This is a genomic window from Acinetobacter kyonggiensis (genome assembly GCF_900107285.1).
Lineage (GTDB): Bacteria > Pseudomonadota > Gammaproteobacteria > Pseudomonadales > Moraxellaceae > Acinetobacter > Acinetobacter kyonggiensis.
The window spans coordinates 1-24,736 of record NZ_FNPK01000008.1; the positions used below are offsets into that span (position 1 = coordinate 1).

Annotated in this window: 22 protein-coding genes and 1 tRNA gene; 17 read left to right on the forward strand and 6 right to left on the reverse strand. The window is 40.6% G+C overall.

Features of this window, described 5'->3' with window-relative positions:
- From BLV99_RS08025 to rpoC, 10 genes are all read left to right on the forward strand, one after another.
- Window positions 1-95, forward strand: a 95-nt coding sequence (locus BLV99_RS08025) for an EF-Tu C-terminal domain-related protein (protein ID WP_005240168.1), incomplete at its 5' end; no start/stop codon positions are given.
- Between the two features lie 53 nt (window positions 96-148).
- A tRNA-Trp gene (locus tag BLV99_RS08030) sits at window positions 149-224 on the forward strand.
- 74 nt (window positions 225-298) lie between these two features.
- Window positions 299-739: a preprotein translocase subunit SecE gene (secE, locus tag BLV99_RS08035; protein ID WP_086164762.1), complete on the forward strand. Its 441-nt coding sequence runs from the start codon at window positions 299-301 to the stop codon at window positions 737-739.
- Window positions 740-746: 7 nt separating this feature from the next.
- Window positions 747-1,280, forward strand: a complete 534-nt coding sequence (nusG, locus tag BLV99_RS08040) for a transcription termination/antitermination protein NusG (protein ID WP_004650657.1) — start codon at window positions 747-749, stop codon at window positions 1,278-1,280.
- 117 nt (window positions 1,281-1,397) lie between these two features.
- Window positions 1,398-1,826 carry a 50S ribosomal protein L11 gene (gene rplK / locus BLV99_RS08045; RefSeq protein ID WP_086184354.1) on the forward strand — a complete coding sequence of 143 codons (429 nt, stop codon included), beginning with the start codon at window positions 1,398-1,400 and terminating at the stop codon, window positions 1,824-1,826.
- Window positions 1,827-1,829: 3 nt separating this feature from the next.
- Window positions 1,830-2,525, forward strand: a complete 696-nt coding sequence (gene rplA, locus BLV99_RS08050) for a 50S ribosomal protein L1 (RefSeq protein WP_092689482.1) — start codon at window positions 1,830-1,832, stop codon at window positions 2,523-2,525.
- Between the two features lie 326 nt (window positions 2,526-2,851).
- Window positions 2,852-3,367: a 50S ribosomal protein L10 gene (rplJ, locus tag BLV99_RS08055; RefSeq protein WP_086184352.1), complete on the forward strand. Its 516-nt coding sequence runs from the start codon at window positions 2,852-2,854 to the stop codon at window positions 3,365-3,367.
- Window positions 3,368-3,409: 42 nt separating this feature from the next.
- Window positions 3,410-3,775, forward strand: a complete 366-nt coding sequence (gene rplL, locus BLV99_RS08060) for a 50S ribosomal protein L7/L12 (RefSeq protein ID WP_086184351.1) — start codon at window positions 3,410-3,412, stop codon at window positions 3,773-3,775.
- Window positions 3,776-4,080: 305 nt separating this feature from the next.
- A complete protein-coding gene (gene rpoB / locus BLV99_RS08065; protein ID WP_092689485.1) occupies window positions 4,081-8,169 on the forward strand; it encodes a DNA-directed RNA polymerase subunit beta in 4,089 nt (1,362 codons plus the stop codon).
- A 142-nt stretch (window positions 8,170-8,311) separates the two neighbouring features.
- Complete coding sequence (gene rpoC, locus BLV99_RS08070; RefSeq protein WP_086164756.1) at window positions 8,312-12,502, forward strand: DNA-directed RNA polymerase subunit beta'; 4,191 nt, start codon at window positions 8,312-8,314, stop codon at window positions 12,500-12,502.
- A gap of 166 nt (window positions 12,503-12,668) precedes the next feature.
- Here rpoC and BLV99_RS08075 read toward each other — a convergent pair whose 3' ends face one another.
- A complete protein-coding gene (locus tag BLV99_RS08075) occupies window positions 12,669-13,535 on the reverse strand; it encodes an alpha/beta hydrolase (RefSeq protein WP_092689489.1) in 867 nt (288 codons plus the stop codon).
- Window positions 13,536-13,794: 259 nt separating this feature from the next.
- On the opposite strand from BLV99_RS08075, the gene BLV99_RS08080 reads away from it, so the two are divergent.
- From BLV99_RS08080 to htpG, 6 genes are all read left to right on the forward strand, one after another.
- Window positions 13,795-14,154: a DNA transfer protein p32 gene (locus tag BLV99_RS08080; RefSeq protein ID WP_086164754.1), complete on the forward strand. Its 360-nt coding sequence runs from the start codon at window positions 13,795-13,797 to the stop codon at window positions 14,152-14,154.
- Between the two features lie 322 nt (window positions 14,155-14,476).
- Complete coding sequence (locus tag BLV99_RS08085) at window positions 14,477-15,355, forward strand: alpha/beta fold hydrolase (RefSeq protein ID WP_092689492.1); 879 nt, start codon at window positions 14,477-14,479, stop codon at window positions 15,353-15,355.
- A gap of 111 nt (window positions 15,356-15,466) precedes the next feature.
- Window positions 15,467-16,840, forward strand: coding sequence for a Na+/H+ antiporter family protein (locus BLV99_RS08090; protein WP_092689719.1), 1,374 nt, complete (start codon window positions 15,467-15,469; stop codon window positions 16,838-16,840).
- 300 nt (window positions 16,841-17,140) lie between these two features.
- Window positions 17,141-17,800 carry an OmpW/AlkL family protein gene (locus BLV99_RS08095; RefSeq protein WP_086184347.1) on the forward strand — a complete coding sequence of 220 codons (660 nt, stop codon included), beginning with the start codon at window positions 17,141-17,143 and terminating at the stop codon, window positions 17,798-17,800.
- 169 nt (window positions 17,801-17,969) lie between these two features.
- Complete coding sequence (locus tag BLV99_RS08100; RefSeq protein ID WP_092689495.1) at window positions 17,970-18,314, forward strand: lysozyme inhibitor LprI family protein; 345 nt, start codon at window positions 17,970-17,972, stop codon at window positions 18,312-18,314.
- Between the two features lie 92 nt (window positions 18,315-18,406).
- On the forward strand, window positions 18,407-20,326 hold the full coding sequence (gene htpG / locus BLV99_RS08105) for a molecular chaperone HtpG (RefSeq protein ID WP_092689722.1): 1,920 nt from the start codon (window positions 18,407-18,409) through the stop codon (window positions 20,324-20,326).
- A 79-nt stretch (window positions 20,327-20,405) separates the two neighbouring features.
- Here the strand turns inward: htpG and BLV99_RS08110 are convergent, their stop codons facing one another.
- From BLV99_RS08110 to BLV99_RS08130, 5 genes are all read right to left on the reverse strand, one after another.
- Window positions 20,406-21,530, reverse strand: a complete 1,125-nt coding sequence (locus tag BLV99_RS08110) for a hypothetical protein (RefSeq protein WP_092689497.1) — start codon at window positions 21,528-21,530, stop codon at window positions 20,406-20,408.
- A gap of 83 nt (window positions 21,531-21,613) precedes the next feature.
- The gene (locus BLV99_RS08115; RefSeq protein ID WP_092689499.1) at window positions 21,614-23,095 is read right to left on the reverse strand and encodes a hypothetical protein; all 1,482 of its coding nucleotides are present in this window, start codon (window positions 23,093-23,095) and stop codon (window positions 21,614-21,616) included.
- Window positions 23,096-23,105: 10 nt separating this feature from the next.
- On the reverse strand, window positions 23,106-23,285 hold the full coding sequence (locus BLV99_RS08120) for a hypothetical protein (RefSeq protein WP_086164747.1): 180 nt from the start codon (window positions 23,283-23,285) through the stop codon (window positions 23,106-23,108).
- A 331-nt stretch (window positions 23,286-23,616) separates the two neighbouring features.
- Window positions 23,617-23,802, reverse strand: a complete 186-nt coding sequence (locus BLV99_RS08125) for a hypothetical protein (RefSeq protein ID WP_092689501.1) — start codon at window positions 23,800-23,802, stop codon at window positions 23,617-23,619.
- 227 nt (window positions 23,803-24,029) lie between these two features.
- On the reverse strand, window positions 24,030-24,245 hold the full coding sequence (locus BLV99_RS08130; protein WP_086184342.1) for a hypothetical protein: 216 nt from the start codon (window positions 24,243-24,245) through the stop codon (window positions 24,030-24,032).
- 240 nt (window positions 24,246-24,485) lie between these two features.
- Here BLV99_RS08130 and BLV99_RS08135 point away from each other — a divergent pair, with 240 nt between their 5' ends.
- Entirely contained in the window at window positions 24,486-24,686 is a 201-nt protein-coding gene (locus BLV99_RS08135) for a dodecin family protein (RefSeq protein WP_086164744.1), read from the forward strand.
- Window positions 24,687-24,736 lie beyond the last annotated feature (50 nt).

Sequence of the window (24,736 nt, forward strand, 5' to 3'; positions counted from 1 at the left end):
TTCACCCAATCGCAATGGACCCAGGTCTACGTTTTGCGATTCGTGAAGGTGGTCGTACAGTTGGTGCTGGTGTTGTTGCGAAAGTAACTGCATAATACGATAAGTGAATATTTACAGGTCGGGAGCTTGGGTTCCCGATTTGTACTCTAGGTCAGTAGTTCAATTGGTAGAGCGTCGGTCTCCAAAACCGAATGTTGGGGGTTCGAGTCCCTCCTGGCCTGCCATTATTTTTAAAAAAAAGCTTGATGCTGGTTAAATTGTCATATAATAAGTCGCGAAGCCTACGACGAGTACAAAAATGTCGAATGATAAATCGCGTGACGCATTAAGCGAAGCGCCAATTCCACAAAGAAATAATCCTGCTGAAGTTGTTCATTCTGGTTCCCCTGTAGATATAGTTCTATGGGTTATCGCATTGATTTTATTGGTTGGTGCGACCATGGTGGGTCAGTATTTGCCAGCGTATTGGGCACCTGCGAATAATGTTTGGGTGCGCGTTGGTGTGATTTTGGCTTGTATCGTAGCGGCTTTGGGTTTATTATACGCCACCCATCAAGGCAAAGGCTTTGTTCGTTTATTGAAAGATGCTCGAATAGAGTTACGTCGTGTGACTTGGCCAACTAAGCAAGAAACAGTGACCACATCTTGGCATGTTCTTGCAGTTGTTGTAATCGCTTCTCTGGTTTTGTGGAGCTTTGATTACATTTTAGGCTGGTTAATGAAGTTTATTATCGGGTAAGAGAGCTATGAAACGTTGGTACATTATTCATGCCTATTCAGGTTATGAAAAACAAGTGATGCGTTCACTTAATGATCGAATCCAGCGTAGCGCTGTAGCCGATAGCTTTGGTGAAGTCCTTGTCCCTACTGAAGAAGTAGTGGAAATGAAGGATGGTAAGAAGCGTAAATCAGAGCGTAAATTCTTTCCAGGCTATGTATTGGTCGAAATGGAAATGAATGATGATACTTGGCATATCGTAAAAGAATGTCCAAAAGTGCTTGGTTTTATCGGTGGTACTGCAGAAAAGCCTGCACCGATTACGCAAAAAGAAGCGGATGCGATTCTTGCGCGTGTACGTAATACTGGTGAAGCACCTCGTCCTAAGACGATGTTTGAACCAGGCGAAGAATTACTTGTTGTTGACGGTCCATTCACCGATTTTAAAGGCGTGGTGGAAGAAGTTCAATACGAGAAGTCACGTTTAACGTTGACCATTAATGTATTTAATCGACCAACTCAAGTTGAACTCGAATTTCGTCAAGTCGAAAAAGCGAACTAATTTAGGTTGGTTGAAAACGCCCGATTTGTTATGGATCGGGCATTGTTGTTGTAACGGTTTTGTTACATGAATAGCGTTGGGGAGCCTAGCGGCGTTTGTACCCAGAGGTAATTTGAAATGGCTAAGAAGATTGACGGCTATATCAAGCTGCAAGTTCCAGCTGGTAAAGCGAATCCATCTCCACCGATTGGTCCTGCATTGGGTCAACGTGGTGTTAACATCATGGCATTCTGTAAAGAATTCAATGCTGCGACACAAAAAGTTGAAGCGGGTCTTCCAATTCCTGTAGTGATTACTGTGTACAACGACAAGTCGTTCACATTCATCATGAAAACTCCTCCTGCTGCGATTCTTCTTAAGAAGGCTGCTGGTATTTCTAAGGGTTCAGCTGTACCTAACAAAACTAAAGTTGGTAAGTTGACTCGCGCTCAATTAGAAGAAATTGCGACTACTAAAGAACCAGATTTAACTGGTGCTGATTTAGACGCACGTGTACGTACCATTGCTGGTTCTGCGCGTTCTATGGGCTTGGAAGTGGAGTTATAAGACATGGCTAAATTAACGAAACGTCAAAAAGCCATCGCTGCTGCTGTTGAAGCAAACAAAGTTTATACTTTGGAAGAAGCGGTACAAGTTCTAAACGACCTTCCTGCTGTTAAATTCAAAGAATCTTTGGATGTTTCAGTAAACCTAGGCGTTGACCCACGTAAATCTGATCAGGTTGTTCGTGGCGCGACTACACTTCCTGCAGGTACGGGTAAAACTGTACGTGTAGCTGTGTTTGCTCAAGGTGCTGCTGCTGAAGCTGCTAAAGCTGAAGGCGCGGACATTGTTGGTTTTGATGATCTTGCTGAAAGCATTCAAGCAGGTAATCTTGACTTTGATGTTGTTATTGCTGCTCCAGATGCAATGCGCGTTGTAGGTAAGTTGGGTACGATTCTTGGTCCACGTGGCTTAATGCCAAACCCGAAAGTCGGTACAGTAACTCCTGACGTAGCTGGCGCTGTTCGCAACGCTAAAGCTGGTCAAGCACGTTACCGTGTAGACAAAGGCGGTATTATTCATGCTGCGATTGGTCAAGTTGGCTTTGAAGCTGCTGCGATCCGTCAAAACCTTGAAACTTTGGTTGTTGATTTGAAAAAATTAAAACCAGCGACTTCTAAAGGCGTTTACATTAAAAAGATCACTTTGAGCTCTACTATGGGTCCTGGTCTTACTATTGATGTATCAAACGTTTCTAACTAAGTTTTTACTTATTAGATAGAACAGAATTTTAAAGCCCTGACTAAAATTTTAAGCACTGCTTAAAATTTTACGCAAAAAAAATCACATTTTGGTTGTTTTGCGGTGTTTTACACATTAGGCAAACTTTGAATTGATAGATGTAAGTTTATCAGCGTCAAAGACCTCGGGCGAGGAGAGTCTTTCGGGACTCACTTCTTAAAAGTCCAGTCCGAGTAGACGCGGTGGTGTGATTTATTCCTCCTCCGCGTGTAAGTCAAATTTTTGTTGACTTACGAATTGGGAGTGTACTCGTTTGAGTACATAAATCACCGTTAGGAGGATTTACAATGGCTCTTCTTATAGAAAGCAAAAAACAGATCGTTGTTGAAGTAGCTGAAATTGCTTCTACAGCGTTCGCTGCCGTTGTTGCTGACTACCAAGGTTTAACTGTTGGGCAATTAACTGCTCTTCGTGTTGAAGCTCGTAAACTAGGTGTTGCTACACGCGTTGTACGTAATACTTTGGCTAAACGTGCTCTTCAAGATACGCAATTCTCTATCTTGAATGACAACCTTGTTGGTCCAACAATCTTAGCATTCTCAACTTCTGAAGACGATATGGGTGCAGCTGCACGCTTGTTCGAAGAATTCGCTAAAACTAACAAAGCATTTGAATTAAAGGCTGCTGCATTTGACGGCAAACTTTATCAAGGTGAAGAAATTAGTGTTATCGCGAATCTTCCGAACCAAGAAAAAGCGCTTACTATGCTCGCATCTGTTCTTCAAGCTCCTATTTCGAAATTGGGTCGCTTACTTACAGCGCTTCAAGAGAAAAACGAAGCTCCAGAAGTTACAGAAGCTTAAATCTACCTTCACACCATTCAATACCCATTTGGAGTTACTCTCATGGCTTTAACAAACGAAGAAATCCTAAACGCAGTTGCTGAAAAAACTGTTCTTGAACTTGTTGAACTTATTTCTGCTTTTGAAGAAAAATTCAACGTATCTGCTGCTGCTGTAGCTGTAGCTGCTGGTCCTGCTGCTGCTGCTGTTGAAGAACAGTCTGAATTCAACGTTGAGTTGACTTCTTTCGGTGCGAACAAAGTAGCTGTAATTAAAGCAGTTCGTGAAGTTACTGGTCTTGGCTTGAAAGAAGCTAAAGATTTAGTTGAAGGTGCTCCACAAATTCTTAAAGAAGGTATTTCTAAAGAAGATGCTGATGCACTTAAAGCTAAGCTTGAAACTACTGGTGCTACAGTTACTGTTAAGTAATTTAGCTAGGGGTCTAATTTTAAATTGACCCCGAAATTTGGCTGATGGCTCTTGGGTCATCAGCCTTTTTGCGTTACAATTATCGGCTCGATTTTTGTTTGATTGGTGTAAAAAGCATCAATTAGTATAATAAATCAATAATATCAAACATTTACCAATATTTTTTCATATTTGAAAATATTGCTAAGCGTTTTAATACCACTAAAAATTGCAGCATTTGTAAAAAGTGGTGGCCATATCGGCCTGTGTAATTCCTTCTAGGCCCGTTCTGCAGGCGGGCTTAGTTTACTTTCCGAGGACTCCAGATGGCATACTCATATACCGAAAAGAAACGGATCCGTAAGAATTTTGGTAAATTGCCTAGCGTCATGGATGCTCCGTACTTGCTTTCGATTCAAGTCGACTCGTACAGAACATTCCTACAAGATGGCAAAACTCCAAAAAACCGCGAAGATATCGGTCTCCAAGCCGCATTTCGTTCAGTTTTTCCTATTGAAAGTTATTCTGGCAATGCTGCTTTAGAATTTGTTGAGTATAGTCTTGGTAAGCCTGAGTTTGATGTGCGTGAATGTATTTTACGTGGTTCGACTTATGCGGCACCAATGCGCGTAAAAATTCGTTTGATCATTAAAGATCGCGAAACCAAATCAATTAAAGATGTACGTGAGCAAGAAGTGTACATGGGTGAAATGCCACTCATGACCGAAAATGGTACCTTTGTCATCAATGGTACTGAGCGTGTAATTGTTTCTCAATTACATCGTTCACCAGGTGTGTTCTTTGACCACGATAAAGGCAAAACTCACTCTAGCGGTAAAGTTCTTTATTCAGCACGTATTATTCCTTACCGTGGTTCATGGTTAGACTTTGAATTTGATGCAAAAGATTTAGTTTTTGTGCGTATTGACCGTCGTCGTAAATTACTCGCGACTGTCGTCCTTCGTGCATTAGGCTATAGCAACGAACAAGTCCTAGACATGTTCTATGAAAAAGTACCTGTGTATCTTGACATGGGTAGTTATCAAATTGACCTTGTGCCTGAACGCCTGCGTGGTGAAATGGCTCAATTCGATATCACTGATGCTGACGGCAAAGTGATTGTTGAACAAGGTAAACGTATTAATGCACGTCATGTACGTCAAATGGAAGCATCTGGCTTAACGAAGCTATCTGTTCCTGATGAATACTTGTATGAGCGCATCACTGCTGAGGATGTTGCTTTACGTGATGGCGATGTAATTGCTGCAAATACTGTGCTTAGTCATGAAGTGATGGTGAAATTGGCAGAAGGCGGTGTTAAACAATTTAACATCTTATTCACCAATGACATTGACCGTGGTTCTTTCGTTGCAGATTCTTTACGTGCAGATACGACTTCAGGTCGTGAAGAAGCACTGGTAGAAATCTACAAAGTAATGCGCCCAGGTGAGCCACCAACCAAAGAAGCTGCTGAAAACTTATTCAACAACTTGTTCTTCTCGTCTGAACGTTATGACCTGTCTCCAGTGGGTCGTATGAAGTTTAACCGTCGTTTGGGTCGTCCATACGATGTGGGTACGGATCAGAAGTCACGTGCAATTGAAGGTATTCTTTCAAACAGTGATATTACAGATGTATTAAAAACATTGGTTGAAATTCGTAACGGTAAAGGTGAAGTCGATGATATCGATCACTTGGGTAACCGTCGCGTACGTTCAGTCGGTGAAATGACAGAAAACCAATTCCGTGTTGGTTTAGTTCGTGTAGAACGTGCTGTTAAAGAACGTTTAAGCCAAGCTGAAACAGATAACTTGTCTCCACAAGATTTGATCAATGCAAAACCAGTTGCTGCTGCGATCAAAGAATTCTTTGGTTCAAGCCAATTGTCACAGTTTATGGATCAAAATAATCCATTGTCTGAAATTACACACAAACGTCGTGTATCAGCGCTTGGGCCGGGTGGTTTGACACGTGAACGTGCAGGCTTTGAAGTACGTGACGTACATCAAACGCATTATGGTCGTGTATGTCCAATTGAAACGCCTGAGGGACCAAACATTGGTTTGATCAACTCACTTTCAGTTTATGCAAAAGCCAACAACTTCGGTTTCTTAGAAACACCATATCGCCGCGTTGTAGATGGTCGTGTAACGGATGATATTGAGTATTTATCTGCCATTGAAGAAGTAGGTACTGTGATTGCACAGGCCGATTCTGGTGTAGATAAAGATGGTACGTTGACTGAAGAATTTGTTTCAGTACGTCATCAAGGTGATTTCGTTCGTATGCCGCCTGAAAAAGTGACGCATATGGATGTTTCTGCTCAACAGGTTGTATCTGTTGCAGCATCACTGATTCCGTTCCTTGAACACGATGATGCCAACCGTGCATTGATGGGTTCAAACATGCAACGTCAGGCTGTACCTACACTGATTGCGGATAAACCGCTAGTTGGTACAGGTATGGAAGCAAACGTAGCACGTGACTCAGGTGTATGTGTTATTGCAAAACGTGGTGGTCGTATTGAATTCGTAGATGCTTCACGTGTTGTGATTCGCGTCAATGAAGATGAAATGATTGCGGGTGAAGCGGGCGTAGATATCTACAACCTGATTAAATATACGCGTTCGAACCAAAACACCTGTATTAACCAAACTGTGGTTGTGAAACTTGGTGATAAAGTAGGTCGTGGTGATGTCTTAGCGGATGGCCCATCGACTGATGGTGGTGAACTTGCGCTAGGTCAAAACATGCGCGTCGCGTTCATGACTTGGAATGGTTATAACTATGAAGACTCGATCTTGTTATCTGAGCGTGTGCTTCAAGAAGACCGTTTGACTTCGATTCATATCCAAGAATTATCATGTGTAGCACGTGATACCAAATTGGGTGCTGAAGAAATTACTGCCGATATCCCGAACGTGGGTGAAGCAGCACTGTCTAAACTTGATGAATCAGGTATTGTTTACATCGGTGCAGAAGTGACTGCGGGCGATATTCTAGTCGGTAAAGTAACCCCTAAAGGTGAAACGCAATTAACACCTGAAGAAAAATTGCTTCGTGCAATCTTCGGTGAAAAAGCAGCTGACGTGAAAGATTCATCTTTACGTGTTCCATCGGGTACTAAAGGTACTGTGATTGACGTTCAAGTGTTTACACGTGACGGTCTTGAAAAAGACGAACGTGCTCAAGCAATTGAAAAAGCGCAGTTAGATGCTTACCGTAAAGACTTGAAAGAAGAGTACAAAATCTTCGAAGAAGCAGCACGTGAACGTATTGTGCGCTTGTTGAAAGGTCAAGAATCGAACGGTGGTGGTACAACTAAACGTGGCGATAAACTTGCCGAAGATATGTTGTCTGGTTTAGAGCTTGTTGATCTGCTTGAAATCCAGCCAAATGATGAAGCAATTGCGGAACGCCTCACTCAAATTCAAGTGTTCTTGAAAGAGAAGAGCATCGAAATTGATGAAAAATTTGCTGAGAAAAAACGCAAACTTTCTACAGGCGATGAACTAACCACTGGCGTATTGAAAGTGGTTAAAGTTTACTTGGCTGTAAAACGTCGCATCCAACCGGGTGACAAAATGGCGGGTCGTCACGGTAACAAAGGTGTTGTCTCTAACATCTTACCAGTCGAAGACATGCCACATGATGCCAATGGTGTCCCTGTTGATATCGTGTTGAACCCACTGGGTGTACCATCACGTATGAACGTGGGTCAGATTCTTGAAACTCACTTGGGTATGGCGGCAAAAGGTCTTGGCGATAAAATTGACAAGATGCTTCAACAGCAACGTACAGTGATTGAGCTTCGTGAATTCCTAGATAAGATTTATAACAAAGTTGGTGGCGAGCAAGAAGATCTTGATAGCTTAACTGATGATGAAGTACTGATTCTTGCAGGCAACTTGCGTAAAGGTATTCCTTTAGCTACACCAGTATTTGATGGTGCAGATGAAGGTCAAATTAAAGAATTATTAGAACTTGCAGACATTCCACGTACAGGTCAAACCGTCTTGTATGATGGACGTACAGGTGAACGTTTTGACCGTCCAGTAACTGTAGGTTACATGTACATGTTGAAACTGAATCACTTGGTTGATGACAAGATGCATGCGCGTTCTACGGGTTCTTATTCACTTGTGACGCAACAGCCATTGGGCGGTAAAGCTCAGTTTGGTGGTCAGCGTTTCGGTGAGATGGAAGTCTGGGCGCTTGAAGCATATGGTGCAGCTTATACCCTGCAAGAAATGCTTACTGTGAAGTCGGATGACGTTGAAGGTCGTACTCGCATCTATAAGAACATCGTAGATGGCAACCATTATATGGATCCGGGCATGCCTGAATCGTTCAACGTATTGACCAAAGAGATCCGTTCTTTAGGTATCAACATTGAACTGAAAAATGGTGACTAAGACTCTCCATTAAATCTCCCCAAATCCCTCTTTAAAAAGAGGGGCTTCCTCAAAAGGGAAGAGGGGGAGATTTCTCAGTTAAAAAACAATATTTGTGACCCAGCCGGGAAGTGAAAATCTTTTCGGCACACGGAGAAAAAAATTGAAAGACTTGCTCGATATCATGCGCAAAAAGACGGATTCAGACGGTCATGCTCCAGTAGAGTTTGATCGCATCCGTATTGGTCTTGCGTCACCAGAAATGATTAAGTCATGGTCTCACGGTGAAGTTAAAAAGCCAGAAACCATCAACTATCGTACGTTCAAACCAGAACGTGATGGTTTATTCTGTGCCAAAATTTTTGGTCCAGTGAAAGATTACGAATGCTTGTGTGGTAAATACAAGCGTATGAAATACAAAGGCGTCATTTGTGAAAAATGTGGCGTTGAAGTAACCACTGCAAAAGTTCGTCGTGAGCGCATGGGTCATATTGATCTTGCTTCTCCAGTGGCGCACATTTGGTTCTTAAAATCATTACCATCTCGTATTGGTCTATTATTAGACATGACTTTACGTGATATCGAACGTGTATTGTATTTCGAATCATACGTTGTCACTGATCCGGGTATGACTCCGATGGAGAAATACCAACTTCTTAACGATGAAGAATACTTCACAGCGTTAGAAGAACACGGTGATGAATTCAGCGCGAAAATGGGTGCAGAAGCGATTCAAGATTTGTTGAAAGACATCGATCTTGAAAACGAAATCTCGCGTCTTCGTGAAGAAATTCCACAAACAACTTCAGAAACGAAGCTTAAAAAAGCGTCTAAACGTTTGAAGTTGATGGAAGCATTCAAAGAGTCGAACAACAAACCAGAATGGATGGTGTTGACTGTATTACCAGTTCTTCCACCAGATCTTCGTCCGTTGGTTCCGCTTGAAGGTGGTCGTTTCGCGACGTCTGACTTGAATGACCTTTACCGTCGTGTGATTAACCGTAACAACCGTTTAAAACGTCTTCTTGACCTTTCAGCGCCAGACATCATCGTACGTAACGAAAAACGTATGTTGCAAGAATCTGTCGATGCATTGCTTGATAACGGTCGTCGTGGTCGCGCAATTACCGGTTCGAACAAACGTCCGCTTAAGTCTTTGGCCGATATGATCAAAGGTAAACAAGGTCGTTTCCGTCAAAACTTATTGGGTAAACGTGTTGACTATTCTGGTCGTTCGGTAATTACCGTAGGCCCAACTTTACGTTTACACCAATGTGGTCTTCCGAAGAAAATGGCACTTGAGTTATTCAAACCATTTATTTTTGCGAAACTACAAGCTTCAGGTCAAGCGACCACCATTAAAGCTGCGAAAAAAATGGTTGAGCGCGAAACGCCAGAAGTTTGGGACGTTCTTGCTCATGTGATTCGCCAACATCCAGTGATGTTGAACCGTGCGCCAACACTTCACCGTTTGGGTCTTCAAGCATTTGAACCGACCCTGATTGAAGGTAAAGCGATCCGTCTTCACCCACTCGTATGTGCTGCGTTCAACGCCGACTTCGACGGTGACCAAATGGCGGTACACGTACCATTAACACTTGAAGCTCAGTTAGAAGCTCGTGCGTTAATGATGTCAACCAACAACATCTTGTCTCCAGCGAACGGTGAGCCAATCATCGTACCGTCTCAGGACGTGGTCTTGGGCTTGTATTACATCACGCGTGATGCAATCAATGCCAAAGGCGAAGGCATGGTATTTGCGGATACTGATGAAGTAAACCGTGCGCTTGCTACAGGTCAGGTGAACTTACACGCTCGCGTAAAAGCACGTGTACATCAAACTGTAATTGATGAAGATGGTAATCGTGAAGATCAAACGATTATTGTAGATACGACACCTGGTCGTTGTTTGCTTTGGGAAGTTGTTCCTAAAGGCATGGACTTCCAGCAAATTAACCTTGAGATGAATAAAAAGAACATCTCGAAGTTAATTAACTCGTGCTACCGTAAGTTGGGTCTTAAAGATACTGTGATCTTTGCGGATCAATTGATGTACTTGGGCTTCCGTCAAGCGACGCGTTCAGGTGTATCTGTTGGTATGGAAGATATGCTTATTCCACCAACGAAATATACGATTATCGAAAAAGCAGAAACTGAAGTTCGTGAAATTGAACAACAGTTTGAACAAGGTTTCGTAACTGCTGGTGAACGTTATAACAAAGTGGTCGATATTTGGGCGCGTACCAATGACCAAGTTGCTAAAGCGATGATGGACAACTTGTCTTTCACAACTGTTAAAAACAAACAGGGTGAAGATGAGAAGCAAAAATCATTCAACAGTATCTACATGATGTCTGACTCTGGTGCCCGTGGTTCGGCAGCTCAGATTCGTCAGCTTGCGGGTATGCGTGGTTTGATGGCGAAACCAGATGGTTCGATCATTGAAACCCCAATTAAAGCAAACTTCCGTGAAGGTTTGACCGTACTTCAGTACTTCATTTCAACACATGGTGCACGTAAAGGTTTGGCCGATACAGCACTTAAAACTGCGAACTCGGGTTACTTGACGCGTCGTCTTGTAGACGTTGCGCAGGATTTGGTGATCAATGAACCTGATTGCGGTACTTTAAGCGGTCTGGTGATGACTCCATTCATTCAAGGTGGCGATGTCATCGAGAACTTGGGTGCACGAGTTCTGGGTCGTGTGGTTGCTGAAGATGTGAAGCGTGCTGGTTCTGACGACGTTATTCTTCCACGTAATACACTTATTGACGAAAAACTTGCTGCCTTCATTGAAGAAGCGGGTGTCGATGAAGTTAAAGTACGTTCAGTGGTTTCTTGTGAATCGACTTTCGGTGTATGTGCGAAATGTTATGGTCGTGACCTTGCACGTGGTCATCAGGTAAATCCTGGTGAGTCTGTAGGTGTTATGGCTGCACAATCAATTGGTGAACCGGGTACCCAGTTAACCATGCGTACATTCCACGTGGGTGGTGCTGCAAGCCGAACTTCTGCTGCAAACAGTGTTCAAGTACGTAACAAAGGTACTATACGTTTCCATAATGTGAAAACGGTACAACATGCCAAAGGTCACTTGGTATCAACGTCTCGTTCAGGTGAAATTGGTATTGCGGATGACTTAGGTCGTGAACGCGAACGCTACAAAATCCCATACGGTGCGTCGATCATCTTGAAAGATGGCGAAGCAGTCGCAGCTGGCGGCATCGTTGCAACTTGGGATCCGCATACACATCCATTGGTAACTGAAGTTGCTGGTAAAGTACGTTTCAGCCAAATTGCTGATGGCGTAACCGTGACATCGAAAACTGATGATGCAACAGGTATGACGACGATTGAAATCTTACCAGTGACTTCACGTCCTGCGTCAGGTAAAGATATGCGTCCTGCGGTCGTATTGGATACCACTGATGGTGGCGAACAATTCTACTTCTTGCCACAAAACACGATTCTTTCTGTCCGTGATGGCGAAACAATTGGTGTGGGTGACGTTATTGGTCGTGTACCACAAGAAACTTCACGTACACGTGACATTACCGGTGGTCTACCGCGTGTAGCTGACTTGTTCGAAGCACGTAAACCGAAAGAACATGCAATCTTGGCTGAAATTTCAGGTGTTGTAAGCTTCGGTAAAGAGACCAAAGGTAAAAACCGTTTAGTAATTACACCAGATGACGGCTCTGAAATTTATGAAGAGTTGATTCCGAAATGGCGTACCATGAACGTGTATGAGGGTGAGCATGTGAACCGTGGTGAAACCGTTTCTGACGGCCCACAAAACCCACATGACATCTTACGTCTGAAAGGCGAAGTAGCGTTAACGAACTACATCGTAAATGAAGTTCAGGACGTTTACCGTCTGCAAGGTGTAAAAATCAACGATAAGCACATTGAAGTCATCGTACGTCAAATGTTGCGTAAAGTTGAAATCACCGATGGTGGTGATACCAGCTTCATTAAAGGCGAACAAGTGGATTACATCCGCATGGTTGCTGAAAACCAAGCTGTACTTGCTCAGAACAAGTTCCCTGCGAAGTATGAACGTCAATTGATGGGTATTACTAAAGCATCGCTTTCGACTGACTCGTTCATCTCTGCTGCATCGTTCCAGGAAACCACACGTGTGTTAACTGAAGCGGCTGTGACAGGTAAAGAAGATGAATTACGCGGTCTGAAAGAGAACGTGGTTGTGGGTCGTTTGATTCCAGCGGGTACAGGTCTTGCGTATCATTTAGAACGTCGTCGTCAAGAAGCAGAAGCTGCTGAACACGAACTTGTAAATGACTTTTCTGATGTAGATCAAGCATTAAGCCAAGCATTTAACCAAGAATTTTAATTCTTAAGTTAAGTGAGTGAGAAAGGCGCCTTCGGGCGTCTTTTTTTATGCGCGGAAATTGGAGAGCCTATTCTAGAATTTGAGGGGGATATTGAATGAGTCTTTTAAAAATAGGCTCTGAATTGCTGCGCAAAGAATCTGTATGTTTAATAAAATCACATTCAGATTATTCAATCGTAAATGAATTGCTTTGTATAAATTGATCCACCGCTTGAGTATATGGATTATTTTTTCCGAGTGATTTATTGATCTCAATATGTGAAAGTGGGAGAGGCAATAACAGAGCTTTAGTCCCTAGTTTTTGTGCTTGTTGAATAAATTGCTGTGCCTGCGCACAAGGTTGGTCTGGACGAGTGGTCGAACAAACCGCGAGAAATGCAGGTAGTGCTTGTTGTAGTTGGAATGTCGGAGACAGCGCCCGCCAGTTTGAGGGCTGATCACCAAAGGCTTGGTCATAAAGACGTGCATGTCGAGTTTGCATAATTTTTTCGACATGATAAGCGGCACTGTCTAAAGCAACCGTAGCACGCCAAGGCTGGGGTTGTGATGTCAGCCAAAGGGGACGAGTTGTGAGTAGGCTAACTAAATGTGCACCTGATGAATGGCCCATGAGAACCAAGCGTTTTGAGTCAGCATGCCAATTGGGTGCTTGTTTCTGGATATAAATGAGTGCTTCTGCAATATCTTGGGTTTGCTGCTGTACTGTCACATCAGGAACTAATCTATAGTTGATAGAAATAAAAATCCAATTTTGTTTTGTCCAATAATCCACTTTGTTTTTGACCACCGCTGCATTATTTTTATCACCTCTGCTCCAAGCACCACCATGTACCATAACGATTAACGGTACTGGAGTTTTATCTGTTAAGGCTTTGACAGGGAAATAGACATCCATCGCTTGTTGAGGATGATGTCCATAAGCAATATTTTTTAAAGATTGAGTTTTGGTGGTTACATTCGTATCAAGATCATTGGGATAGGCTGTTGGATTGCAGCACAGTAATATAAATATCGACAAAAGAAGTTTTTTCATCCTGACTATCCTTCTTGTTTAAGCAAACAGCGCTTTAAATTTTTTGTTATCAGATCATGGATCAATTGGAATACTTTAACTGATTTTCGGATGCTTAAGTGGAACAGTTAAAGTTGTATTGATTGAATTGATCTTTGAGTATTTGAGTTAAAATTAGCTTACAAAATGAAAAGAATGCACGTATGGTAATTACATAATCTGATCATTTGCTACAGAAAATAAGATTAGGCTTTAATTATAAAGTAGAGGAGTCGTGGATATGAAAAAAACAATCGGTTTAATTTCTGCTGTACTGCTGTCTACGATTATGTTTACAGGCTGTGAAAGTATGTCAGCCAATGAACAGCGTATTGGTACTGCTGCTTTAGGTGGTGCAATTGGTGGTGGTGTCGGTAATAGCATCGGTGGTGGTGCTGGTGCAGCGATTGGTGGTGGTGCTGGGGCTGCTGTGGGCAGTAAAACCCAAGGCGGTTCTAACCGTAATGCAACCTATAGTGGTGTCGGTGGTGCAATTGGCTCTGCTGTAGGTAAAAGTGTCATTGGCGGAAATGCTGGTGCTGCGATTGGCGGTGCGATTGGTGGCGGTGCGGGAGCCGCCATTGAACAGAAAAAACGCTAATTACACATTTGAAATGAAGTAAAAAGTGCTTGTTGATCAAGCACTTTTTTTATGATCTTTGCTTATTAAAAGCACTCGTACGCGCAGATGATCGTTCCTTAATTCATCTCATCAACTGCAATATTTGCCCTATGATATGAGGCATTGGGGGCGAATAAAAGATTTAGAACGGGCTGAAATTGTCCGTGGTTTTGTTAAAAGGCATATTTAGGTCAATTGTTTTTTTATCGTTTCAGACCATACTAGAACAAAATTTGTACGGCAGTATTGGTTTCGTTGTCAAAATGCTGCAATAAATCGCCAATAACAAGAAAGGAAGAACATGGAAGCGCAGACTCAATGGGTAAATACCCAAGACCAACACCGTCTTTATGTGAAAACATGGGGCAGTGATGACAAACCAGCCTTAGTTTTGGTACATGGTTATCCTGATAATCAAGAGGTATGGGAGCTGATCATTCAGCAACTAAAACAAGATTTTTATATTCTTACTTATGATGTACGTGGAGCAGGGCAATCCTCTATTCCAACACGTATTCGTGATTATCGTTTAGAACAGTTGTCTTTAGATTTAGAAAGTGTGGTCAATGCAGTATTAAAAGATCGTCCTTTTCATTTAGCTGCACATGATTGGGGTTCGATTCAGTCTTGGGAGTCAGTCACCGAAGCGAAATTTAAGACCCGAATTTTATCTTATAGTACGATTTCAGGTCCTTGTTTAGATCACGCGGCTTTTGCAATGCGAAATCAATTTAAACAGCACAAAGGCAAATTTTTTAAGCAATTAAGTAAATCTTGGTATATTGCCGTTTTTCAGTTGCCTTTGCTTGCACCGACAGTTTGGAATTTTTTTACGCCTCACAAGTGGGCTAAAGTACTGGAGCAGTTAGAAGGTCAAAAAGACTTACCTTTAAATACGAATATCACCTTAGATGGGAAACATGGAATCGGCTTATATCGTGCTAATTTTATTCCGCGTTTAACGCAGCCTCGGCAGCGTTTTGCCGTATGTCCCGTACAGGCGATCGTGCTACAGCGAGATCATTTTGTTAGCCCTGAATTGATTGATGAAATGCCAAAATGGGCAGAACAATTCCAGCGTGTTGGAATTGATGCCAATCATTGGGCAGTTTTAAGTCAGCCAGAAAAAATTGCAGACTATATTAAAACGTTCGCACAGCAGCATACTGCTGCGCATTGAGTAATGTGAACTTAGTGGAAAAATATACTTTAGCTTGGTGAGCAAGGGGATTGAGGAGCAATATTTTGATTAAATTCTGATAAAATGCCTCTTTTTCAAAAATCTTTTCTTATGATTGCAATTATCGCTGCTATCGTGGTCATGTTCGGGCTTTCTTTAGCCCGTGTGCCTGTTGTATTTGCACTAATTATTGGTGCCGTGACTGGTGGATTATTGGCTGGTTTGGGTCTACAGGGAACTTTAGATGCTTTTAATAATGGTTTGGGTGGTGGCGCTAAAATTGCTTTAGCCTATGGTGTGCTGGGCGCCTTTGCTTTAGCTTTGGCCCGCTCAGGTTTACCTGATTTACTGGCTTATAAGCTAATTCGAACTTTAAAAGCAGATAGTGACATCAAATCTCAAAATAAAGTGAAGTATATTATTTTTGTGACCATTGCTTTAGCCGCAGTATCTTCTCAAAATTTAATTCCTGTGCATATTGCCTTTATTCCGGTATTGATTCCGCCTCTATTGGGGGTATTTAACCATTTAAACTTAGATCGACGTGCAGTTGCCTGCCTATTGACCTTTGGTTTATGTGCAACGTATATGCTTATTCCTGTAGGTTTTGGTGCTATTTTCCTTAACGATATTTTAGCGCAGAATATTAATACTTTTGGTAAACCTTATGGATTTGTGATTGCCAATGAACAAATTCCACATGCCATGATGATTCCCGTATCTGGTATGTTTGTTGGTTTGTTGATTGCATTATTTATTAGTTATCGTAAACCACGATATTATCAAGATGTTAAAGTAGAACAAAAAGTGCATAGCATTACGGGTGAGATGACCACTGATGAAGCCGATGATGCAGTACCTAAAATCGCTAAATTTACTTTGTTTATGGCTGCCTTTGCTGTTTTGGCAACATTAACGGTTCAGTTGTATTCTGACTCTATGATTTTAGCAGGGCTGGTCGGTGTTGCAATTTTGAGTTGTGCCGGCATCTTTAAATGGAAAGAGGCGGACGACGTTATTATTACGGGCATGCGGATGATGGCATTGGTCGGCTTCATTATGATTGCTGCACAAGGTTTTGCTGCTGTGATTGAAGCCACGAATCAAGTGCCTGCTTTGGTTGAGGCTTCAGTTCAATGGATTGGCGATAGTAAGGCTTTGGCTGCTTTCTTAATGTTGATCATCGGTTTGCTGATTACTTTAGGCATCGGGTCTTCTTTTTCAACAGTGCCAATCTTAGCGATTATTTATGTCCCGCTTTGTATTCAATTTGGTTTTAGCCCTATGGCAACGATCGCTATTATTGGTACAGCAGCAGCACTAGGTGATGCCGGTTCTCCCGCTTCAGATTCAACTTTAGGCCCTACTTCTGGTTTAAATATGGATGGACAACATGACCATATGAAAGACAGTGTAATTCCTACATTTATTCATTTTAATATTCCGTTATTGGTGTTTGGATGGATTGCCGCAATGGTACTTTAACTGAAACCAATATTTTAATTTACATATAATGTTAATAGATGTATTTTAAATAAATATTTAAATAACTCATTATAATAAAACCAAGCTTTATACTCGGAATATAATAAAAAATATGATTAACTTGGTTGGTGTTAAAACCAACCAAGTTGGTCTGATTAAAATAAATATCAATTACTATCAACAACTTAAAAATAAATAAAATTATTATTAATTCGTAACTATTGCATATTAATTACACTCATGTTTATTATTAATTAATGTTCGAATTTATTGTTATTATTCTTCCTTGAGTTATTTAAAATGTTAAAACAAGCTACTTTTATTGTGTTATTGGGGTTGTCTGCTTCAGCGATGGCTGGTGATTGGCAAGTTAAATTAGGTGCTTCTGCTTTGGCACCACAAAATGATGACAACGGTACATTAAATGTTCCTGTCGGTGGTGTAGTCACGCCATTAAAAGCAGAAGTCAGCAATCAAGTTAATTTCACTCCATCTGTTGAATATTTTTTTAATAATTCACCAATTTCAGTAGAGTTATTGCTCGCATTACCTTTTGATCATGATGTAAACATTGGTCCAATCGAAGATGCAGCATCTTTTAAACACTTGCCGCCGACCATTACAGCGAAATATAATTTTAAAAACTCAACTCGTTTTACACCATACATTGGTGTAGGTGCGACTGTCGTTATACCTTGGGACGAAGAATTATCTCAAACAACTAAAACTGCAACTGGTGCAGAAAGTTTAGATGCTGAGGTAGCCTATGGTGTTGCTGGTCAGATCGGCTTTAATTTTCAACCCGCTGATGCGAAAAATTGGGGTGTGTTTGTAGATGCCCGTTATGCAAATGTGAAAACTGAATTAACAGCAAAAACAGCTAACGGTACTAAAGTAACGTTAGGTGATCTTGAAGTAAATCCGTGGGTTTATACCCTTGGTTATAGCTATAAATTCTAAACATTAGAATTTGAATTAGCCTTTTAAAAACCCATCTTTTGATGGGTTTTTTAATTGCGCTTAAAGTATTGGAGTAAACTACTGTAATTGAGCAAAAATATCTTATTTAATGACAGGCTTGTTGCTAAAATAACCGCAGAAAGATAATCAAATAAAAAGGCAGAAAAAAATGAAAATATGGAAATGTGCTGCTTTATTTTTATGTAGTGCTTTTAATGTTGCTACTTATGCAGCAAGTTTTAATTGTGACAAAGCACGGACACAGACGGAACATGCGATTTGTGAGTATCGAGTGGTCAATGATGCTGATGTAAAAATGGCCACAACCTATAATATTATTAAGCGTTTAGTCCCTATGGGAACACGAGGCGTGATTCAGAATGAACAAGTCAAGTGGTTACAGTTGCGAGATCAATGTGGCAGTTCGAGCAGTTGTTTAAGTGAAGTGTATAAGATGCGCCAGCAAAAGCTAGATATGTATATGGATCGTGTTTATAAACATGGTCCTTTTTAAGAAAAATTTATCGGCTGCTATTGAAAATTGCGCTAATCACTCCAATTCATTAAGCATTCGATAAAAGTGTTTAATGAATTTAAGGAATGATGATGACCGAACAAAGTGCAAAAAAACATAGTTTCCAAGCAGAAGTTGCCCAGCTTCTACATTTAGTGACCCATTCACTGTATTCAAATCCTGAAATTTTCTTACGTGAACTGATCTCAAATGCTTCAGATGCATGTGATAAGTTACGTTTTGAAGGTATCAACCATCCTGAATATTATGAAAATGATCCTGATCTGCATGTGCGTGTCAGTTTAGATAAAGATAATAAAACCATCACTATTTCAGACAATGGCATTGGTTTAACGGCGCAAGAAGCGATTGATAATCTGGGTACGATTGCTAAATCGGGCACCAAAGACTTTATGTCTAAATTGTCGGGTGATCAAAAAGCCGATGCGCAATTGATTGGTCAGTTTGGCGTCGGTTTTTATTCAGGTTTTATTGTTGCTGAAAAAATTACCGTTGAATCTCGTCATGCGGGTGTAGATGCCGCCGAAGCTGTACGTTGGATCAGTACGGGTACAGGTGATTTTGAAGTTGAGCAGATCAATAAGGCTTCACGTGGAACAGATATCATTTTGCATTTACGTGATGATGCAGTGGATTATTTAGAATCGTCTAAAGTGAAACAGATCATCAATAAATATTCTGATCACATTAGCTTGCCGATTGAAATGCAAAAAGAAGTTTGGCAAGAAGACGCGGTTGCTGAAGGTGAAACTCCTCAAGGTGGTCAGATGGTCAAGACTGACGAGTGGGAAGCGATTAACTCAGCCAGTGCCCTTTGGACGCGTAATAAAAATGAGATCACTGATGAGCAGTACATTGAGTTCTATAAGAACTTAAGCCATGACTTTGATGCACCACTGGCATGGGCACATAATCGCGTTGAAGGGAGCACTGAATATACGCAATTGCTATATGTGCCAAGCAAAGCAGCAAATAATCTGTTCACCCGTGAAGCGAAAGCGGGCATTAAACTGTATGTCAAACGCGTCTTCATTATGGATGAAGCGGATAATTTGATTCCGAATTATTTACGTTTTGTACAGGGTGTGGTGGATAGTGCTGATCTGCCATTAAACGTCAGTCGTGAACTGTTACAAGAAAGTCGCGATGTTAAAACCATTCGCGAAGGCAATACGCGCCGTATTTTGACTATGTTGGATGGTTTGGCCAAGTCGGAAGATGAACAAGATCAAGAGAAATTCAAACAGTTTTATGCTGAATTTGGTTCAGTGATGAAAGAAGGTTTGGGGGAAGACTTTGGGAATCGCGAGCGTATTTTAAAACTCCTTCGTTTCTCGACCTCGAATAATGATGATATTTCAACGTCATTGGCAGACTACAAAGCACGGATGAAAGATGGGCAAAAAGCCATTTATTACGTGACCGCAGATAGTTTAAATGCAGCGAAAAACTCACCACAACTTGAACTGTTTAAGAAAAAAGACATTGAAGTGTTGTTGATGGCGGATCGTGTCGATGAATGGGCGATGGAATTCGTCAATGAATTCGATGGCACACCAATGCAGAACGTATCTAAGGGTGCAGTTGACCTAGGTGATTTGCAGGATGCTGAAGAGAAGAAAGCACTTGAAGCTGCGGCTGAACAATTCAAGCCTGTGGTCGATAAACTGTCTGATGCTTTAAAAACCAAAACCAAAGAAGTTCGTGTTACGACACGTTTGGTCGATTCTCCTGCATGTTTAGTCACCAGTGAAGGTGAGCTTTCTCCACAGTTGGTTCGTATGTTGAAACAAGCAGGTCAAGCAATTCCTGAAAGTAAACCGACTCTAGAAATTAACCCAGAACATCCATTGGTGAAAAAACTGGAAAGCTCAAACCAATTTGATGATTTAGCCCATGTGATTTTTGATCAAGCGGTGATTGCAGAAGGTGGCTTACCTGAGGATCCTGCTGCATATGTCAAACGTATTAACAGTTTGTTGTTGAAATAACTGAGATTTTTATGCTCACAATAAAAAACCTCCTGCGGGAGGTTTTTTTATTCATCAACATTGTTGTTCACTCACTCGATTAAAATAAGGCTTCCAAACGGATAGAGGTGCTAATGAAATGACTACGGTCATCACGATGATCATTCATATAGTTTAAATTTCCTTGCACATAAAACCATTCCCGCCATAAAGGTTGGCGCCAAGAAATGAAGGGACCCCAACTATTTAAACGCAAATCTTTATTGTTTAAAAAACCGCCCGTGTAAATGCCATAACTAAAGCTATTTTCATGGAAAAATTGATGTTGTCTAAACAGACTATTATCCCAAGTTAAATCATCCTCTTGATCATCAGAATAAGTAAGATTCAGTTGATTCGACAGGAATGCTTGATTTGGACGCGCATGGGTCAGCTCGATATTGGTTCTTAAATAATTTTTACTATCAATGCCATAACGATAAATTTGTTCAGCATGGAAACTAAAATCATTTTCTAATGCCCAATCTTTAGAGGCTTTTAGACGTAGATAAATATCATTGCCTGAACGTAGACCTAAATCTAAATCTGTTTCGAAGGGCAGGTGCTTAGAAAACTCTGACCAACGTAAGGCAAAAGAGCTGTTATTTTCTCGAGTACGTTGTCGGTCTAGGGTTTTGTCATTACTGTTACCTGGGTTTTCATTGGTAATAGCGACATTATTGTCGAGTTCATTGTCTAAGGAATCATCCCCGAAAACTAAACTAAGTTGACGCTCTAAAGTAGGCAGTTTAATTCTGCCTCGAATACGCGGTTTAATTTCATAACCATCGTATTTATTCCAACTGTTATCCACAATCACGCGTAATGTTGCAGAGGCTGGTTTTTCTGGATCTGTTTCGCCAAACCAATTGTCAATTTTATGCGAAGTATCATCTGCCCAGCTGCGAATTTGAAATTGTTTACGATCGACCCACGTCCGATCTGCCGTTTCGAGGATAGGGCGCACCATAAGTTCATCTGATTGCTGGGGTAAAAAGGTCGGTGCTGCATCAATCCAACTCGGCAGTTGATACAGCAAATTGAAGTTTTCATCCGTTGCTGGCAAAGGCCAGTTTTTTTGCTCCGTTACAGATTCTGTGACCGTTGCCCACGTTGAGCTATACGCCAGCCCCGATAAGAAGATGAATAAAAGTGGTTTTGATAAATTTATTTTAATGTGAGGCATATCCTTGCTCTTCTATTTTTGATAATTGAATAGTCTTGTAAAAAATGAGACTAAAAAGCAAGCGTTTGCTACAAAAATAGAACTTAATCTGAAAGATGTTTTTCAATGGCTTCATATAATTGATGGCAGTCAATTGGGGACTCTAACTGGGTCAGAATGGTTTGGATCAGCTGCCAACTTACGCCTTGATGACGGTCTAATAATAAATAAGGATAAGCAGATTCAGTTCGTGACAGATTTAAGCGGTTTTGCCCATGAATCAGACGAATTTTATGCCGCTCTTTTAATAACAGTAGTGGGGTCTTGCTGTGTGCTGGACTTTCCTCAAACTGGATAAATTTTTGTGTTTGGATCAGTTGTACGGGAATAAAAGGAGTATAGCGGTCAATATTCCAAATTAACGTGGCTTTTTGGCTATAGCTATCAAATAGAGTTTCAAGATGAGTAAAACTGTCTTGTAAGTGATTCCAAAAAATTTCTTTAATCGCGGATGGCTGATGCTGATATGGATCAGTAAATAAATGGATTAAGCGAATGGCTTGCATTTGATTTTCTGTACCCAATAACACTAAATATTTAATAAAGTGACCTTGGGAATTGATTTGCTCGGCAAGATAAATCGGCAATTGTTGCCAATGCTGTACATTTGGGCCATACAATAATAAATCTACATGTTGTGAGATTTCAGGCGCATTGCGTATTTCTAAGCGATATAACGCTTGCTCAGGTTTATTGGTATCGTCAAGAGGGTGAATATGTGCAATATATTGCTTGAGTGCCAAGGTCTGTGGAACAGAATTTTTAGGTAACTTTTCAGCTAACTTGTTTTCTTGAGGGGTTAAAGTTGCCGATACAGGGGGTTCCTGTGACTGATCATTGTATATGGATGGTCGTTCTGGATGCAGAGCAGCACGTAGTTCATCGTGCTGTACTTTTGAATCTATAGCGATGATTTGCTGATCAGGATCAAGTGTTTCAATCGCTTGATTCAGACTATCGGGTATATCCATCTGATTTTGCTCTGGTAGGAGATCTATCAATAGATTCAAATCAGTCTCGGTCAATGCTTTAACCCGTTGATGTTCTAAAAGGGCATGTTGTTTTAATTCATGATCAGTTTGTAAACAGATATAGATCTGTTGTTGTGCCAGCATCCAGTGATAGATATTTTCTAAATAACCCCATTCACTCACTAAAGCCGTGCGGTTTGGCGTTGGAATTAACCAAATTTGCCAACCTTTTTGAGCATGATACAAAATAGCCCAACCCGCATCCGCATTTTGATAGAGTGCTTTTTCTAAAAGAGAGTCTTGTAGAAATACTCCACGAAAAGAAAGCTTATACAGGGTATTCGCAGCGAAATCATAGGCTGCTTTTTCAGGTTGAGTATGGGATTTAAACTTCAAAATTTGTTTTTGAAAAATGGGCTCATCACATAAGCCAAAAATTTCGGTTAAACGTGATTTCGATTTTGCGATTTCAAAGAAAGATAATGATCGATGTTCTAACCCATCAATTAAAATATTTAATTCTTTGATCAGCAGCGCTTTTTCTAAGGCATTCATCAACTGACCTCTAAAGATGTGTTTGTGCTTTTTCGAGATAACTGGCCAAGACAATATTGATGGCAAGTTCAAGTAATTTATATTCAGCAGACATCGGTTTAGGGTAGCGTTCAGCAAGCTCAATCAACTGGTCAATATTGATGGCTTGAGGAGGAATCTTACCTTGAATCAGTGCTTGAAGTTCTTGCATAAGAAAACATTTTCATTTGATGAAATGATGAAGGTCATGCTTTTGATTATATGGATTTAAAAATAAAAATCATGCAAAAAATTGTCATATTTTGAGATTCTTTAGACATAAAAAACAAAAATTGTAAATTTTGAACAATAAATATCCGGTTTTTCAGTATGGCTGAAGAGATAAAATGCTGACTACGAGTTGAATTATTCGATGAATCGATTTAACTGAAGTTGAATTGGAGATTTTTATTGATGTGTTTTCTAAACAGCAGAGCTTTGATGCAGAAATAAAAAAACAGACCCAATTACCTCAAGTCTGTTTTTTGAAAAGCAGAGGTACTTTAAGCGGCTTTTTTAGCTTCAGCAGCTCCTTGAGTCACAGTTTTAGCAGCAGGTACGTTTTGCTCTGTATTCACGCTTTCAACCGCTTTGTTTACAGGAAAATCGGGGATAAAAACAATTTGTGCAGATACGTTTACAGAAATAGCCAAAACAGCGACAGCCACAAGAGATTTAATGATATTCATCATGATGTCCTTTAAAGGAGAAAAATGCCCAAATAAGATGGACGAAAGGGAGAGAGTGCAAAAAATAGACTTCATGTGAATAGTAACAAAAAATAATCAATTTGGCTAAAAAATAGAAAGATAAAAGATGAATGTTGAGTTTAAATTATTATATAAATCATGTATTTAGAGTTTTTGCTCTAAGACAGGTTGTGTTTTGACAAGCTGTCTTAACTGGTTTAAAAATATCAGTTTTTAGGGCATTTGTTATGACATCTTTTCTCGTAAATTTTACCAGAAATACCGCCAATAATAGCGCCACTCAAAGTGCCAAATAGGGATAATATAGCACCAGCAACCGCACCAATGAATACGCCTTTTACCGTAGGTGAAAAACGTAATTTTGAGCATGAATGATGTTCAGGTGGAGAATCAACAGCAGAATTTTGAGTTTCAGTGTCCATATTGACCTCTTTTAAGTTAGATGGTTCAGAACTTAAATGTTCCACGTATTAGCCTAGCGAATTGTTCATGTCTGTGTGTCCAAGCCTTGTATAGATACGTTGTATTTTGTAAGACCCGAAGAATAAAACCTCGTATTGTTTCTCTCTGTAAGTTTTTGCGCTGTAATGTTAAAGTTGAATGTTTTGTTTAAAAAATAGCCTAACATCAGGCTTCAAAAAAATAAAATTTGAGGTTCTAAAATGGCCATCGCTAAAGTCGTTGAAGTTAATTCGAGTAGCCAAAAAAGTTTTGAAGATGCCATTCAAACAGGAATTACCAAGGTGACGGAAACGGTAAAAAATGTACAAGGTGCTTGGATTAATGAGCAAAAAGTGATTATTAAAGAGAATAAAATTACTGAATATCGAGTTAATTTGAAAATTAGTTTCTTGGTCGACTAGATGGATCAATCAGATCATAAAAAATCCCCGAACTCGGGGATTTTTTATGA